Origin of the sequence: Actinoplanes ianthinogenes, assembly GCF_018324205.1 — a bacterium.
Taxonomy (GTDB): Bacteria; Actinomycetota; Actinomycetes; order Mycobacteriales; family Micromonosporaceae; genus Actinoplanes; species Actinoplanes ianthinogenes.
Genome location: NZ_AP023356.1, coordinates 2441344 through 2456558 on the forward strand (window position 1 = coordinate 2441344; position 15215 = coordinate 2456558).

The 15215-nt window shown below is 73.8% G+C and carries 12 protein-coding genes; 5 read left to right on the forward strand and 7 right to left on the reverse strand.

All coding sequences use genetic code 11. The features are described 5' to 3' along the window. Positions 1 to 49: 49 nt before the first annotated feature. Positions 50 to 337 carry a GNAT family N-acetyltransferase gene (locus tag Aiant_RS11205; RefSeq protein ID WP_189333268.1) on the forward strand — a complete coding sequence of 96 codons (288 nt, stop codon included), beginning with the start codon at positions 50 to 52 and terminating at the stop codon, positions 335 to 337. Positions 338 to 488: 151 nt separating this feature from the next. Here the strand turns inward: Aiant_RS11205 and Aiant_RS11210 are convergent, their stop codons facing one another. Then, positions 489 to 2030, reverse strand: coding sequence for a glycoside hydrolase family 3 protein (locus tag Aiant_RS11210; RefSeq protein WP_189333267.1), 1542 nt, complete (start codon positions 2028 to 2030; stop codon positions 489 to 491). A gap of 141 nt (positions 2031 to 2171) precedes the next feature. Here Aiant_RS11210 and Aiant_RS46470 point away from each other — a divergent pair, with 141 nt between their 5' ends. Then, positions 2172 to 2300: a hypothetical protein gene (locus tag Aiant_RS46470; protein ID WP_268248820.1), complete on the forward strand. Its 129-nt coding sequence runs from the start codon at positions 2172 to 2174 to the stop codon at positions 2298 to 2300. Between the two features lie 18 nt (positions 2301 to 2318). Continuing rightward, entirely contained in the window at positions 2319 to 3956 is a 1638-nt protein-coding gene (locus Aiant_RS11215; RefSeq protein ID WP_189333266.1) for a RecQ family ATP-dependent DNA helicase, read from the forward strand. An 89-nt stretch (positions 3957 to 4045) separates the two neighbouring features. Here the strand turns inward: Aiant_RS11215 and Aiant_RS11220 are convergent, their stop codons facing one another. Together Aiant_RS11220 and Aiant_RS11225 are read right to left on the reverse strand one after the other, a co-directional pair. Further along, complete coding sequence (locus Aiant_RS11220) at positions 4046 to 4453, reverse strand: VOC family protein (protein ID WP_189333265.1); 408 nt, start codon at positions 4451 to 4453, stop codon at positions 4046 to 4048. Further along, positions 4446 to 5342: an AraC family transcriptional regulator gene (locus Aiant_RS11225; protein ID WP_229830692.1), complete on the reverse strand. Its 897-nt coding sequence runs from the start codon at positions 5340 to 5342 to the stop codon at positions 4446 to 4448. Before Aiant_RS11225 ends, Aiant_RS11220 begins: the two co-directional genes overlap by 8 nt. Positions 5343 to 5368: 26 nt before the next feature. Here Aiant_RS11225 and Aiant_RS11230 point away from each other — a divergent pair, with 26 nt between their 5' ends. Continuing rightward, the gene (locus Aiant_RS11230; RefSeq protein WP_189333264.1) at positions 5369 to 6490 is read left to right on the forward strand and encodes an FAD-dependent monooxygenase; all 1122 of its coding nucleotides are present in this window, start codon (positions 5369 to 5371) and stop codon (positions 6488 to 6490) included. On the opposite strand, the gene Aiant_RS11235 is transcribed toward Aiant_RS11230, so the two are convergent. From Aiant_RS11235 to Aiant_RS11250, 4 genes are all read right to left on the reverse strand, one after another. Beyond that, entirely contained in the window at positions 6481 to 10527 is a 4047-nt protein-coding gene (locus Aiant_RS11235) for an AAA family ATPase (RefSeq protein WP_189333263.1), read from the reverse strand. The genes Aiant_RS11230 and Aiant_RS11235 overlap by 10 nt on opposite strands. Further along, a complete protein-coding gene (locus tag Aiant_RS11240) occupies positions 10524 to 10823 on the reverse strand; it encodes a CU044_2847 family protein (protein WP_189333262.1) in 300 nt (99 codons plus the stop codon). The genes Aiant_RS11235 and Aiant_RS11240 overlap by 4 nt, the downstream gene beginning before the upstream one ends. 77 nt (positions 10824 to 10900) lie before the next feature. Continuing rightward, the gene (locus Aiant_RS11245) at positions 10901 to 11404 is read right to left on the reverse strand and encodes a hypothetical protein (RefSeq protein ID WP_189333261.1); all 504 of its coding nucleotides are present in this window, start codon (positions 11402 to 11404) and stop codon (positions 10901 to 10903) included. 109 nt (positions 11405 to 11513) lie between these two features. After that, a complete protein-coding gene (locus Aiant_RS11250) occupies positions 11514 to 12563 on the reverse strand; it encodes a class I SAM-dependent methyltransferase (protein ID WP_189333260.1) in 1050 nt (349 codons plus the stop codon). A 97-nt stretch (positions 12564 to 12660) separates the two neighbouring features. Between Aiant_RS11250 and Aiant_RS11255 the strand changes: the two genes are divergently transcribed. Further along, a complete protein-coding gene (locus tag Aiant_RS11255; RefSeq protein ID WP_189333259.1) occupies positions 12661 to 15204 on the forward strand; it encodes an ATP-binding protein in 2544 nt (847 codons plus the stop codon). Positions 15205 to 15215 lie beyond the last annotated feature (11 nt).

Here is a 15215-nt window from a genome sequence, read left to right on the forward strand (position 1 = left end):
CGGAGTATCAGCAACCGTACGCTGTGGATCAACCTGGAGGAGGCTGTTCGTGAGCGAGTACCCGGTCCACGACAACACCGCGGCGCACCGATTCGAACTGCTGGTGGACGGCGAGGTGGCGGCGCTGGCCAGCTATCGGCTGCGCGGCACCGACGTGGTGGACGTGCTGCACACCGAGACCCACCCGGACATGCGGGGGCGCGGCCTGGCGGGGGAGCTGGCGCGCCAGACGCTGGACCTGATCCGCTCCCGTGGGCAGCGGATCGTGCCGTCCTGCCCGTTCTTCGCCCACTACCTGACCGAACACCCGGAATACACCGACCTGGTCGCCAACTGATCAGTCCCCGCCCGCCCAGGGGGCGCCAGCCCATCAACCAGTCTGCCCGCAATCGCCAAGATCCCGCACGACCCCTGTGGACAACCGGGAAGCGCCGCGACCCCACCCGCGCATGCACCCCCATTGGCGGCGCGGGTGGGGTCGCGGAGCGTCAGGCGGCGATCGGCTCCGGCACGACCGCGCCCGCGATCAGTTCCGCCGCGGCCTGCCCGCACGCGCGGGTCGCGCCGAACGTCGCCAGGTGCACGCCGCCGACCACCTTGATCGGGATGCCCATCTCCACCACGATCGCGTCCGGGCGTACCTCGAGCACCCGGTCCAGGGTGTCCTCGATCCACCGGTGCCGGTGCACGTCCCGGACCACCAGCACGAGCGGCCGCCCGGCCGCGCCGGCCAGCAGCGTGCCGACCGGGTCGCCGAGTGCCGCCAGGTCGTCCGCGTCGAACCGGACCGAGGTGGTGCCGGGCAGCAGCCCGGCGAGCGGCGCGCCGATCCCCCACGGCGTCTCGCTGCCGATCGCGATGTTCCGCGGCGGCGCGAACTCGACGACGTGCGGGACACCGGCGATCGGCAGTTCCGGCGCGCCCGCGGACCGGGTGACCCGGACCGCGCGGCGGGCCGCGGCGAACCCGATGTCCGAGCCGATCTGCGAGGTGGGCCGGGCGCCGTGGACGACGCCGGCCTCCCGCTGGGTACGCATGGTCCAGTCGCCGAGCGCCCGCACCCGGGCGACCGCGTCCCGCAGCCGCTCCTCGGGCAGCTCACCGGAGCGCACCGCGGCGACGATCGCGTCCCGGAGCCGGAGCGCGGTCTCCTCGTCGGCGTGGTCGCCGCCCACGCAGATCGCGTCCACTCCGGCGACCAGGGCACGCACGGTGGCACCCTCCAGGCCGAAGCGGCGGCGTACGCCCTGCATCTCGATCCCGTCGGTGACGATCAGCCCGTCGAAGCCGAGCTCCTCGCGCAGCAGCCCGGTGAGGATCCGCGGGCTGAGGGTGGCGGGGAGGCTGTCGTCGTACGCCGGGACGAGCAGGTGCCCGGTCATCACCACCCGGGTGCCGGCGGCGATCGCGGCCTGGAACGGGATCAGCTCGATGGCGGCCAGCTCGGCGAGGCTCTGGGTGATCAGCGGCACGTCGTGGTGCGAGTCGACGGCGGTGTCGCCGTGCCCGGGGAAGTGCTTGGCGCAGGCGGCCACGCCGTACGCCTGGATCCCCCGGGTGAAAGCGGCCGTGTGCCGCGCCACCAGCAGCGGCTCGGCGCCGAACGCGCGTACCCCGATGACCGGGTTGTCCGGGTTGTTGTTGACGTCGGCGTCCGGCGCGTAGTCCAGCGTGATGCCGGCCGCGGCCAGGTCCCGGCCCAGGTCCCGGGCGACCGCCTCGGTCAGCTCCGGGTCGTCGATCGCGCCGAGCGCCAGGTTGCCCGGGCGGGAGCTGCCCAGCCGGGACTCGAACCGGGTGACGTCCCCGGCCTCCTCGTCGATGGCCACGATGACGTCGGCCCGTTCGGCGCGCAGCTGCGCGGTGAGCGCGGCGACCTGCTCGGGCGATTCGACGTTCCGCGCGAAGAGCGCCACCCCGCCGAGGCCGGCGCCGAGCCAGCGACGGACCCAGTCGGGCGCGGAGGTGCCGACGAAGCCCGGCTGGAGAACCGCAGCGGCAAGTTCCGGCAATTCGCCGTGCTTGGACATGATCCCCCGTACCTCCGTCTACGTGCGCGAACGTCTATGTGAACGTTCTCCCCCGTTCGGGGACCTATGGTCACACCCGCCACACACATTAGTCAACAAACCTTTCTATTAGCTCAGGCGAATGGTCGGTAGAGTGGCGTCGTGCCGCTCACCCCCCTCGCGGAAGCCACCGTCGACTGGTCGCAGGTGCACGCCGTCAAGCTGCTCGGCGTCGCGCTGGCCGTGATCTTCTTGCTCTGGGCGATCCGCCGCATGTTCCGCGGCAAATAGGGGTACACAGGCGCCCCGATGAGACTCCCGATCTACGGCCCCCGCCTGCGTAAGGTGGCCCGCACCCACTTCGGGTGGCCGTCCCTGCGACCCGGCCAGTTCAAGCCGATGCGCGCCGTGCTGCGCCGCAAGGACGCCCTGGTGGTGCTCCCCACCGGCGCCGGCAAGTCGGCGATCTACCAGATCCCGGCGGTGCTGCTGCCCGGCCCGACCGTGGTCGTCTCCCCGCTGCTGGCCCTCCAGCAGGACCAGATCGCCGCGCTCAACGAGCGCAACGACCCGAAGGTGCGCGCGGTCCGGGTCAGCTCCGCCGAGACGCCCCGCGAGCAGCAGGCCGCGATCGAGGAGATCCGGGCCGGCCGGGCCGAGTTCCTCTTCATCACCCCGGAGCAGCTGGCCAACCCGGAACGGCTGGCCGAGGTGAAGTCGCTCAAGCCCGGCCTGGTCGCGATCGACGAGGCGCACTGCATCTCGGCCTGGGGTCCCGACTTCCGGCCGGACTTCCTGGCCCTCGGCGACATGATCAAGGAGTTGGGCCGGCCGCCGGTGCTGGCGCTGACCGCGACCGCGTCACCGCCGGTCCGCGAGGACATCATCGCCCGGCTCCGGCTGCGCAATCCGGAGATCCACGTCTCCGGGCTGGACCGGCCGAACCTGTTCGTCGAGGTCACCCACTGCCCGGACGAGGCGTACCGGTGGCGGCGGCTGACCACGCTGCTGGACGAGGGGCAGCGGCCGGGCATCGTCTACGTCGCCACCCGCCGCGCGGCCGAGGAACTGGCCGCCAAGCTGACCGAGGCCGGGTACTCCGCGGAGTACTACCACGGCGGGATGGCGGCCGGGCTGCGCGAGCAACGGCACGAGGACTTCACCGAGGACCGGGTGGAGATCATGGTGGCCACCTCGGCGTTCGGCATGGGCATCGACAAGCCGAACATCCGCTGGGTGGCGCACATGGCGCTGCCCGACTCGCCGGACAGCTACTTCCAGGAGATCGGGCGGGCCGGACGGGACGGCGAGCCGGGCCGGGTGCTGCTGCTCTGGCGGGCCGAGGACGAGGCGATCCAGCGCTTCTTCAACGGCGGCGGGCCGGACCCGGACGAGCTGCGCGAGCTGGCCAAGGCGCTGCACAAGGGACCGACGACCAAGACCGCGTTGCAGAAGGCGACCGGGATCGGTCAGCGCCGGCTCGGACAGTATCTGGCGCTGCTCGAACAGGCAGGCGCCGTGCGTACCGAAAAGGGCAACAAACTGGTGGCACCGCCCGGCGCACCGCTGCCGGCCGCGGCCGTCAAGGCCGCCGTCGCGGAACACGAACGGCAGCAGGCCGTGATCAAATCCCGCACCGACATGATGCGCGGCTTCGCCGAGAGCCGGCAGTGCCGCACCGAGACGCTGCTCGCCTACTTCGGCGAGGAGATCCGCCGCAACTGCGGCCACTGCGACAACTGCGCGGACGGCAGCGCCGAGGCGGTCAGCGCGGCCGAGGCGGAGGGCCCGTTCCCGGTGCACAGCCAGGTCCGGCACGGCGAGTGGGGCACCGGCATGGTGATGGGCTACGAGGAGGAGAAGATGACCGTCCTCTTCGACTCGGTCGGCTACAAGACGCTGAGCGTGCCCGTCGTCGTCGAGCAACAGTTGCTGACCGCCGCCTGAACCACGAGCACAACCCCTTTCCGGTACGACTTGAGCGCTCAGGCCGTACCGGAAAGCAGCGGTCTCGAGGGCCGGCGGGCCGGAACCGATCAGCGGGGCTCGCCGCGGTAGGTGCCGAAGGACCAGAGGTTGCCCTCCGGGTCGCGGACGGCGAAGTCGCGGGAGCCGTAATCGGTGTCGGCCGGCTCCCGGACGATCGTCGCCCCGGCGGCGCGGGCCCGTTCGAAGAGCTTGTCCGGCTCGTCGGTGACCACGTAGGCGCCGAACGTGCCCGGGTCCAGGCGCCACGGGTTGTCGTCGTCGCGGACCGAGCCGAGCATGATGCCGCCGCCCGGTGGCCAGGCCAGCTCGGCGTGGTCGACGCGGTCACCGGAACCGTGGACGGCCGTCTCCTCGAAACCGAACGCGTCCACCAGGAAGCGGATCAGGGCGCGGGCGTCGGTCGCCCGCAGCGTGGGCCAGACCTGCGGGGGCGGTGCTGTCTTCTGATCAGTCATGGATGCCATCGTGGTCGCCGGCGGCGGCCGCGGCTTGGACGAAACCGAACTCGTCCGACAACCAGCGCGACGGCGCGCACCCGGCGAACGCCTGGAAATCCCGGACCAGGTGGGACTGGTCGGCGTAGCCGTGCTCGGCGGCCAGCGCGGCGAGGCGGACACCGGGGCGCAGGGCGCGGCGGGCCCGGTCGAAGCGAGCGACCCGGGCCGCCTCCTTGGGGCGCAGGCCCAGCTCGGCGCGGAACCGGTCGGTGAGGTGCCGCGGCGTCCAGCCGACCTGCGCGGCCAGGTCGGCGATCGAGACGGGGCCGCCCCGGCGCAGCGCCGCCCAGACGTACCCGACCCGCTCGGCGCCGTCCCGGGCCGGATGCGGCGAGCCGCCGGAGGACAGCGCGAGGTGGGAGCGGGCCGCCCGGGCGTGGCGCAGCGAACCGAACACCGCGTCCAGGATCGCGAAACGGGCCGGCCAGTCCGGCGCCGCGCAGAGCCGCTCCCGGATCGCCGCGACGGGCGCGTCGCCCAGCACGGCGGCCAGGTCCACGTCGAGGCCGGCCAGGTCACCGGCGGGCAGGCCGAGCAGCTCACGGCAGCCGTGCGGGTGCAGCGCCACCTGCACACCCGACTGCCGCCCGTCGTGCGTGATCGTCGCCGGCCGCAGGTGCAGCCCGCCGAGCAGCGCGCCGTAGGCGCCCGGCGCCTGCCGGGCGTCCGGATGCTCGGCGATCACCAACGGCTCGTCCATCGTGAAGATCAGCGTGAGGTAGGGCGACGGCAGCCCCCGATGCCGGCCGGGCGGCAGGCCCCGCTGCCGGTAACCGGAGTAGAACGCGACCTGTCCCCGCAGCGGCGGCGCCGGGCGGCCCTGCGCGTACTCGTCGACGATCGGCACCCGTCCAGCATGGCAGGATCGGGGACATGGCGCGGGCGACGGTGATCGGGGCGGGGGTCGGTGGCCTGGCCGCCGGGGTGGCTCTCCAGCGGCGCGGCTGGGAGGTGACGGTGTGCGAGCGGGCACCCGCGCTGGAGCAGGTCGGCGCCGGGCTGGCGGTCGCGCCCAACGCACTGCGCACACTGGACACTTTCGGTCTCGGCGACAGGCTGCGCGGACTGTCCGGGATCGGCGGGACGGCCGGGATCCGGCGGCCCGACGGCGCTTGGATCGCCCGCAGCGACGGGGATCGGGCCGCTGAGCGGTTCGGCGATCCGGTGATCGCGGTGCATCGAGCGACGCTGGTGGAGGTGCTGGCGTCCGGGCTGACGCCCGGGGCGCTCCACCTTGGCCGATCGGTTTCGGACGTCGACCCGGAGAGCGGGACGGTGGTCACGGATGCTGGTCCGCTGACGGCCGATCTGGTGGTCGCGGCCGACGGGATCAATTCCCCGGTACGCCGGAGGCTGTTCCCGGATCACCCCGGCGCCACGTATACCGGGCTGACCAGCTGGCGTCTCGTGGTACCGCATCCGGGCGGAACCGTGACGCCGAGTGAGACCTGGGGTTCCGGGAAGGTCTTCGGGGTCGTGGTGCTCGGCGACGGCCGGGTGTACTGCTACGCGACCGCCCCGGCGGAGGCGGGCGGCCGGGCGGAGGACGAGCTCGCCGAGCTGGCCCGGCACTTCGGTTCCTGGCACGAGCCGATCCCGTCGCTGATCGCGGCGGCTTCGTCGGTGACCCGGACGGACATCAGGTGTCTGGAGCGGCCGCTGCCGAGCTTCCATCAAGGCCGGGTGGCGTTGCTGGGAGACGCGGCGCACGCGATGACCCCGAATCTGGGGCAGGGCGCGTGCCAGGCGATCGAGGACGCCGCGGTGCTGGCCGCCCACGCGATGGACCTGCCGCGATACTCCGCCGAGCGGGTGCCGCGGACGACGGCCGTGGCACAGGCGTCGCGCCGGGTCACCCGGATGGCGGGCTTGGCCAACCCGGTCGCCGAGTGGCTGCGGAACACCGGGATGTCCCTGGCCGGCCGGCTCGGCCCGGACCTGATCCTGCGCCAGATGGATCCGATCCTCAGCTGGCGCCCACCGGATCAGGCGTAGTCCGCCGACGGCTGGATCATCAGCAGGCCGCTGCTGGTTCCGATCGCCAGGCTCTCTCCCACGGTCGCGCAACAGTTCACCGGGCAGTGGATCGCGATGTCGGTGGAGTGGTGGGTGGCCAGATCCCACAGCCGGACGGTCCGGTCGGCGCTCGCGGAGACGAGCAGCGTCCGGCCGCCGATCGTCAGGGAACCGAGCGCGGTCACCTCTTCGTTGTGGCCCGACAGGGACGCGTACGCGGTGCCGGTGACCGGGTCCCACAGCCGGATCGACCTGCTCATATCCGCATAGGCGAGCAACGACCGGCCGTCGAACGACACGGCGCACAGCGCCCTGTCCACTTCCTCGAACTCGTCCGCCACGTCCTGTATCCGGCCGGTGTCCGGGTGCCACAGCCGGAGCCCGCTGCCCATGACGAAGGCGACAGCGGTCCGGCCGGCGACCGGCACCTCGCAGATCGCTCTCACCATGCCGGCATCGGGGATCGGTGCAGCGGCATGCAGGTCGCCGGTCATCGTGTCCCACAGCCGGATCGTCTGATCGATGCCGGCGGAGGCGACCATGGGCCGGCCGCCGAGGTTGACCGGGCAGACCGCGGTCACGTCGCCGGTGTGCCCTTGCAGCAAGCGGACCGTCCGGTCGCGCACCGGATCCCAGATCCGCACCGGTCCGCTCTCGGCGACGCAGACGAGCGGCTCGTCACCGGGCGAAACCGCGCACAGTGCGAAGGCGAACCATCCCTCCTGCTCCGCCACGGGAATCGAGGCACCGGTCGCCGCATCCCAGAGGTGCAATGTCAGCCTGGAGTCGGTGGTGGCCACCAGAGATCGATCACCGGCGCGAACCGCGCACACGGCGGAGATGTCCTGGCTCTCCAGGGCCGCTCGGACGGCCCCCGGCTCGGGATCCCACAGCCGGACCGTCCAGTCGTCGCTCGCGGAGGCGAGCAGGGTCCGGCCACCGGCCCGCACCGGGCACAGCGCGCGGACCCAGTCCGTGTGCCCCGGCAGTTCCGCGCGGATCGTGGCGGTGGACAGGTCCCAGAGCCGGATCGTCCGATCGCCACCGCCCGAGGCCAGCAGGTCGCCGTCCCGAGTCGGCACCTGGCACAACGCCATGATTCTGCGGTCATGGCCGAGCAGGACGGTGCCGGCCGTCCCGGTGGCCGGATCCCACAGCCGCACGATGCCGTCCTCGCCACCGGACGCGAGCAGCGTCCGGCCGTCGTGCCGCACCGGGCACACCGCGAGCGCTCCCCCCTCATGGCCGTTCAGCACGGCGCGCACGGCACCGGTGATCGGGTCCCACAGCCGAACTGTCCCGTCGTCGCCGGCCGAGGCGACCAGCACGCCGTCGGCGGCCGGAAGCGCACAGACCGCGTTCACCGGACCGTCGTGGCCGGTCAGCACGGCATGCGTCGCCGCGGTCGCCGGGTCCCACAGCCGGATCGTGCCGTCGTCGCTCGCCGACGCCAGCAATTCCGGACCCGCGATCGCTATCGCGCAGACCGCGTTCACCAGACCGGTATGGCCATCGAGCAGGATGTCGGCCGTACCGGTCCGAGGGTTCCACAGTTCGACGGTCGTGCCGGTGGCGGCGGCAGCGACCAGCGTCCGATCACCGACCCGGATCCCGCACAGGCCGTACACGAAGCCATCGGCCCCCAGAACGGCTTGCGTCGCACCGGAGACCGGGTCCCACAAGCGGATCGTCTCGTCGTCGCTGCCGGAGGCGAGCAGGGTCCGGCCCTCGACATCGAGGGCGCACAACGCCCTGGTCCAGTCGCTGTGCCCCTCCAGCGCGGCATGTTCGACCCGGGGAGCGGCACGTCCCCAGACAGCCCGGTACGGCATCCGGGGATGGCCGATCGTCGCGGCGTCGCCCTGCAAGGCCTGGGTGACACTGAGCAGCGCCGCCCGCTCGGGTGGCGACGCCCCGAACGCCTGCGGCGTCAGCCGCAACAGCTGAGCCCGGTCCTGCCCGTTCTTGGTGCGCGCGTCGGCGGCGGCCGGGATCAGTCGCAGCAGGTCGGCGTGCAGCAGGTAGTCGTCGTCCGCGAGCAGGTCGTCGACCAGCTCGGCCCGGGCGGCGTGGCCCGGCAGCGACCGCAGCAGGTACGCCGGCGCCCGGTCCCAGCCACCGGCCCGCCCGAACTCGGCGAACACACCGGTCAGCGCGCGTTCGTCAGCGCGGACGTCACGCAGGCTCAGCAGCGCGTCGTTGAGCGCCTGGTGGAACAGCCGGAACACCGGCTCGCCGCCCTCATCCGACGTCTCCACCAGGAAGTTCGCCGCCGCCGACCGGGCGAAGGCGGCCAGCGCGTCCACGCCGACCCGGCCACCGAGCGCCCCGATGGCGGCCTGCCACAGCGCGATCGTCCAACCCGGAGACTCCGCGTAGCCCAGCGGACCCAGCACCAACTCCGCCGGGACATCCTCCACCCGCGGCAGCACCGACAGATACGTGGAGAGCGCGGCGTGCACCGTCGGCGTCAGCATCACCGCGTTCGGGTCGGCGGGCCGGGTCGCATACATCCCGTGGCGGCGCGCCTCCAGCCCGGCGACGAGGAAGTTCCCCTCGGCCAGCTCGGCGATCCGGTCCGCGACGGCCAGCGCGGCCGACGAGTTCCCCGGCTCGTCATAGGGGTTGCCGGGCCGCGGATCGCCGTCCATCCGCAGCGTCGCCAGCGTGTACTCCCGCAGGTCGGCCAGTTGGAACCACTGCGGGTCGTCCAGATCCAGCAGCTCGGTCATCCCGGCGAGCCCGTCCAGCAGGCTGCCCCGGCTGTCGTGGCGGCGGGTGCCGACCACCACCTGCACCCCGCGCCCCGCGCACGCCTGCACCAGGGGCAGCACCACCTTGCTCAGGATCGCCCGCGCCTCGTCCGCGCTGTCCGCCTCGTCCAGCGCGTCGATCACCACGTTGAACCGCCCGGGCCGATCCTCCAGGCGGTCCGCGACCGACTCGGCGAGCGCCTCCGGCCGCGCCGGCAGGGCCGCCGACGCCGCCGTGGCGATCTCCACCGCCACCTCGTGCGCGGTCTTGCCCTTCGCGTGCACCGCGCAGGCCACCGACCCGGTCACGGCCCGCACCCCGGTGTCGCCGGACGGCAGCCGCCGGCGCAACTCGGCGTCGGCGGTGGTCACGATCCGTCCGAGGACCGCGGACTTCCCCACCCCGGGTGATCCGGTCACCACCAGCACCCGCCGGTCGGGCGCCGGGCGGCCCAGCCAGTCGACGATCGCCCGGAGCGCCGCGCCCCGCCCGCGGAATCGGTTGCCCCGCTCGGCCGCGGTCGTCACCCCGCGGGCCCGCGAGTCGAAGTGCCGCGCCGCGTCCGGGTCGGCCGCGAGTTTCCAGCCCCACGATGCCAGGGCCACCGGGCCCGCGTCGGCCGCCCGCCAGTCGACCAGCACCCGCAGTTTCGCGGCGGGGAGGAAGACGTCGGCCTGGGCCAGGGTCAGCGCCTGCGCGTCGCCCGGCCGGATCTTCGCCGAGCTGCTGCGGGCCCGGCCGACGATGCCGACGACCGCGGCGTACTCGCTCACCCACAGGCCGGCCCCGGAGAAGCCCTCCTCGACGGGATAGGCCGAATCGGTGTCGAGCCGCACGCAGCCGTGGGACAGGACGGTGCCGATCACGCCCTCGGCGTCGTTGCCGTGCAGCCGGCTGCTGACCGGGAACCCGAACGCCCACCAGCGCAGACTCCGCAGCAGCCGGGGCGCCGGCGCGCGCAGCCGGGCCGGCTCCACCTCGACCGGCAGGTCCTGGTCGAAGTGCAGCACCGCCACGTCCGCGATGGCCCGATCACCCGGATGGCACTCCACTCGCGACACCCGGTGGCGTACGTCCCACAGCAGGGTTTTCGGGAACGAGACCCAGATCTCCCCGTCCGGCACCACGTGGGCGCAGGTCAGCGCGCGCCGCGTGTCGATCGCCACGGCCGTCCCGAGTGGCGCGAACCCGCCCGGTCCGTCCCGCTGCGACCCGTGCACCGCGAGGGTCCAGGTGTCGTCGGGGACGGACGCGCCGGTCATCGCTTACCGGGCTGCCACTTCAGGGTGACCTCGAAGTTCCCCTCGGTCGCGGCCTTGGCCACCAGCCAGTTCGCGGTGCCGGTGACCTTGATGCCGAATTTCACCTCGACCTCGTCCGGGGCATGTGCCTTCACCCGGTCGAGGACCTCGCGGGCGGCCTCCACGGCCGGGCCGACCGCGGCGCGGACCTGGCCGGCGATCCGCTCGGCGGAGGCCTGCTCGAATCCGTCCGGCGGGTCGACCTCGAACTGCACGACCGTGCCGTCGTCGACTGTGTACCGGACCACCTGCGACATCGAGGTCTCCTCACGCCGAGAGACCCACATGCTAACCATCGGTGAGCCCGGGGCGCTGGCCCCGGGCTCACCGGTGGTCAGGCGGCCAGCGCGCCGGCCAGGTGGTCGCGGAAGCTCCGCTCGTCCTCGGTGACCGTCTCGGCGCCGATGCCGAGCAGGCCACCGGTCGAGGCGGCGCCGACCACCGCGTCGGTGATCTCCAGCAGCCAGTGCCGGTAGGTCTCGGCGTCGGCCACCGAGGCCTTCGCCGACAGCAGCGAGGCCGCCTCGGCCGCCCGGCCGAGAACGTCGCTGGCATACCCGGCGGGGTCGGCCGGCTCGATGACCGGCGGTTCCTCGCCGAGCTCCGGGTCGCCGGCCTCGGCCACGGCGGCCGTGGCGACCGCGGTGACCAGGGTGCTCGCCGAGGCGCGGGCGTCCGAGATGCGGCTCAGTCCGGCCGCGCTCTCGGCCCGGGTCTTGCGGGCACTGTCGTGGGTGGCGGCACTCGCCGCGGTGAGCACCGCGTGCGGGAGGCCGACCAGCAGCCCCCACTCGGCGTCGGTGAAGCCCAGCTTGGCGTAGAGCGGTTCGTCCGTCACTCGGGGTTTCCTTTCGCTTTCGTCGGCAGCCGACAGCGCATTCTTTCGCACCGCCGGGCCGATGACCTCCCACCACCCCTCTACCCGATCTTTCCGGTTGGTAAATAGTTCAGGGCCGGGCCTCGTAGACGATGTTGAACGGGGTCTCGGCCGCACGGCGGAACCGGGTGAACCCGGCGTCCGCGGCCAGCCGCCGGATCGGCTCCTCGCCGGCCTGCGCGCCCAGCGAGTAGCCGCCCTCCTGGGAGAGCGCGTTCGGCACGCACAGGTAGGCGGAGAACGAGTAGTAGACCCGTCCGACCGGGTTCAGGTTGGCCTCGACCGTGTTCCCGGCGGCCGGCTCCACGATCATCCAGGTGCCGTCCGGGGCCAGCTGGGAGCGCACGTGCCGGGCGGCGCCCAGCGGGTCGCCCATGTCGTGCAGCGCGTCGAACGTGGTGACCAGGTCGTACGGGCCGCCGGTGAAGGTCTGGGCGCCGGCCGCCTCGAAGGTGACGCGGGAGTCCAGCCCGGCGTCGGCGGCCCGCTTGCGCGCCTGGTCGATCGACCCGGCGTGCAGGTCCGAGCCGGCGAACGCGGAGGCCGGGTACGCGCTCGCCATCAGCACGGTCGACGCCCCGTGCCCGCAGCCCACGTCCGCGACGCGCGCCCCCCGTTCCAGGCGCGGCACCACCCCGTCGAGCGCCGGCAGCCAGTCGGTGACCAGGTTGGCGCTGTACCCGGGCCGGAAGAACCGCTCGCACCCGGTGAACACGTCCTCGTCGTGCTGGTGCCAGCCCACCCCCTGCCCGGACCGGAACGCGTCCTCGATCCGCGGCTGGGCGCGCAGCGCGCCGAGCGCGAGCTGGAACGCGCCGGGCGCGAAGATCGGCCCGTCCGGGTCGGTCAGCGCGAACGCCTGCTCCTCGGTGAGCGAGTACCGCCCGGTGGCCGGGTCGTAGGTGACGTAGCCGCCGGCCGCCTGGCCGCGCAGCCACTCCTCGACGTATCGGGGCGCGGTCCCGGTCCGCTCGGCCAGTTCCTCGGGCAGCGCCGGGCCGGCGGTCAGCCCGCGGTACAGGCCGAGCCGGTCACCGAGCACCACCCCACCGGCGGCGATGGTGGCGCCCAGGTCGCCGACGAACGTGTGCACGAACTCCATCAGCTTGTTCTCATCCATGCACTCGTTTCTACGGACGCGCCGCAGCGGGGAAATCGGTGTCGGCTACCTAGCTCGGCGGCCGGGCCTACCTAAATCCGCATCTAGACTCGCGCCCATGGCGCTGCTGGAGCGCGACCACGAACTCGCCGAGCTGGCCGCCGCCGCCCGGCGGGCACGCGCCGGGCAGGGCTCGGTCGTGCTGGTCACCGGCGAGGCCGGGATCGGCAAGTCCAGTGTGGCCGCCGCGGTGCGCTCGGTGCTGCCGGCCGAGGGGCGGCTGCTCACCGGGTGGTGCGACGACCTGGCCACGCCCCGGGTGCTGGGCCCGCTGCGGGACCTGACCGGCCGGGTCGGCACCGGGCTGACCGCGGCCCTCGCGTCCGGCGACCGGGGCCGGGTGCTGGAGGCGCTCCGGGCCGAGCTGGACTGGCCGGGGCATCCCACGGTGCTGGTCGTCGAGGACGTGCACTGGGCCGACGAGGCCACCCTGGACGTGCTGCACTTCCTGGTCCGGCGGATCGCCACGCTGCCGGTGGTGCTGGTGCTGACCTACCGGGACGACGAGGTGGACGCCGGGCACCACCTGCACCAGGTGCTCGCGAGGGCGGCCCCGGTGCACCGGCTGCCGCTGTCCCGGCTCTCGGCGGACGCGGTCAAGGCCCTGGTCGGCGACCACGGGCTGGACGCCGAGCGGGTCTTCTCGGTCACCGCGGGCAACCCGTTCTTCGTCACCGAGGTGCTCGGCGCGGGCGACGCGGAGGCGGTGCCGGCCACCGTGACCGAGGCGGTGCACGCCCGGCTGCTGGGGCTCGACGACGGCTGCCGGGCGGCGCTGGGGACGCTCGCGGTGGTGCCGAACGCGGTGGAGCGGTGGCTGGTCGAGGCGGTGGTGCCGGGCGGGCTGGGCACGCTGGCCGAGGCGGAGCGGCGCGGGCTGCTGCTGGTGGCACCGGGACGGGTGGCGTTCCGGCACGAGCTGACCCGGCGGGCCGTGGTGGCGGTGCTCACGGCGTACGAAAAGATCGTGGCGAACCAGAGGGTGGTCGCCGCCCTCCGCGACCGCGGCGGGGTTGACCTGTCGCGGCTGGTACACCACGCGGCCGAGGCCGGGGACGACGATCTGATCATCCGGTGGGCGCCGGCCGCCGCGGCCGAGGCGGCCGGGGCCGGCGCGCATCGCGAGGCGGCGGCGCACTACCGGCTCGCGCTGGACCGGGCCGCGGCCTTCCCGCCGGGTCCGCGAGCGGACCTGCTGGAGGGGTACGCCGAGGAGCTCTACCTGCTGGCCGACGCGTCCCGGGCGGTGACCGAGCAGCGTGCCGCCCTGGCGCTGCGCCGGGAACTGGCCGATCCGGCCGCGCTCGGGCTGGCCCTGCGCCGGCTGTCCCGGCTGCACTGGTGGGCCGGCGAGCGACCGGAGGCGGAGCGGTGCGCGGACGAGGCGGTGTCGGTGCTGGCCGCCGCGGGCGACCCGGCCGCGCTCGCCTTCGGCCTCAGCAACCAGGCCCAGCTGCACGTGCTCAACGGGCAGGCGGCCGAGGCGATCGAGGCCGGCGACCGGGCGATCGCGCTGGCCCGCTCGGCCGGCGCGGACGGGGTGCTGGCGCACGCGCTGAACAACGTCGGGTTCGCCCGCTGGGAGGCCGGCGAGCCGGACCGGGGCCGGGCGCTGCTGGACGAGAGCCTGGCCGTGGCACTGGCCGCCCGCGAGGTCGACCACGCCGCCCGCGCCTACACGAACATCTCCTGGATGCTGATCGACTATCTGCGCATCGGCGAGGCCGCGGGGGTGCTGACCGAGGCGATCGACTACTGCGAGCGCAACGAGGTGCTGGGCTTCCTGCGCTACCTGCACCTGGGCCGGGGCCGGTTGCACCTGGCCCGCGCCGAGTGGGCGGACGCCGAGCGCGAGGCCGCCTGGGCGCTCGACGCGCCGCCCAACATGCGCTGCACGGCGCTGGTCGTGCAGGGACTGGCCCGGCTGCGCAGCGGCCGTCCGGGCGCCGAGGCGCTGATCGGCGAGGCCTGGTCGGTGGCCCTCACGATCGGTGAGGCGCAGCGGGTCGGCCCGGCCGGCGCGGCCATGGCGGAGGCGGCCTGGTTGCGCGGTGACCACACGGCCGCGGCCCGGCTCGCGCCGGCCTATCGGCCGGTCTTCCGCGAGGAGGGCTTCGGCTACTGGCTGCTGCGGCTCGGCGCGGCGGTCCCGCTGCCGGAGAAATCGCACTTCTACCGGCTCCAGACCGACGGTGCGGTCCGGGCGGCGGCCGCCGGGTGGATCACAACCGGTTTCCGGTACGAAGCAGCCGTCGCTCTCAGTCACAGCGACGACCCGGCCGACCTGCTCGCCGCGGTGGCCGACCTGGACGCGATGGGCGCCGTCCCGCTGGCCCGGCGGCTGCGGCAGCGACTGCGCGACCGCGGGGTCACCGGGGTCCCGCGCGGCCCCCGCCCGGCCACCCGGGACAACCCGGCCGGGCTGACCGGGCGGCAGCTGGAGGTGTTGCGCCTGCTCGCGGCCGGGCACAGCAACCCGGAGATCGCCACCGAGCTGGTCCTGTCGGTCCGCACCGTCGACGCCCACGTGGCCGCGGTGCTGGCCAAGCTGGGTGTGCGCGACCGCCGGGAGGCGGTCACGTGGTACCGGCACCGCTCCTGAGACACTTTCCG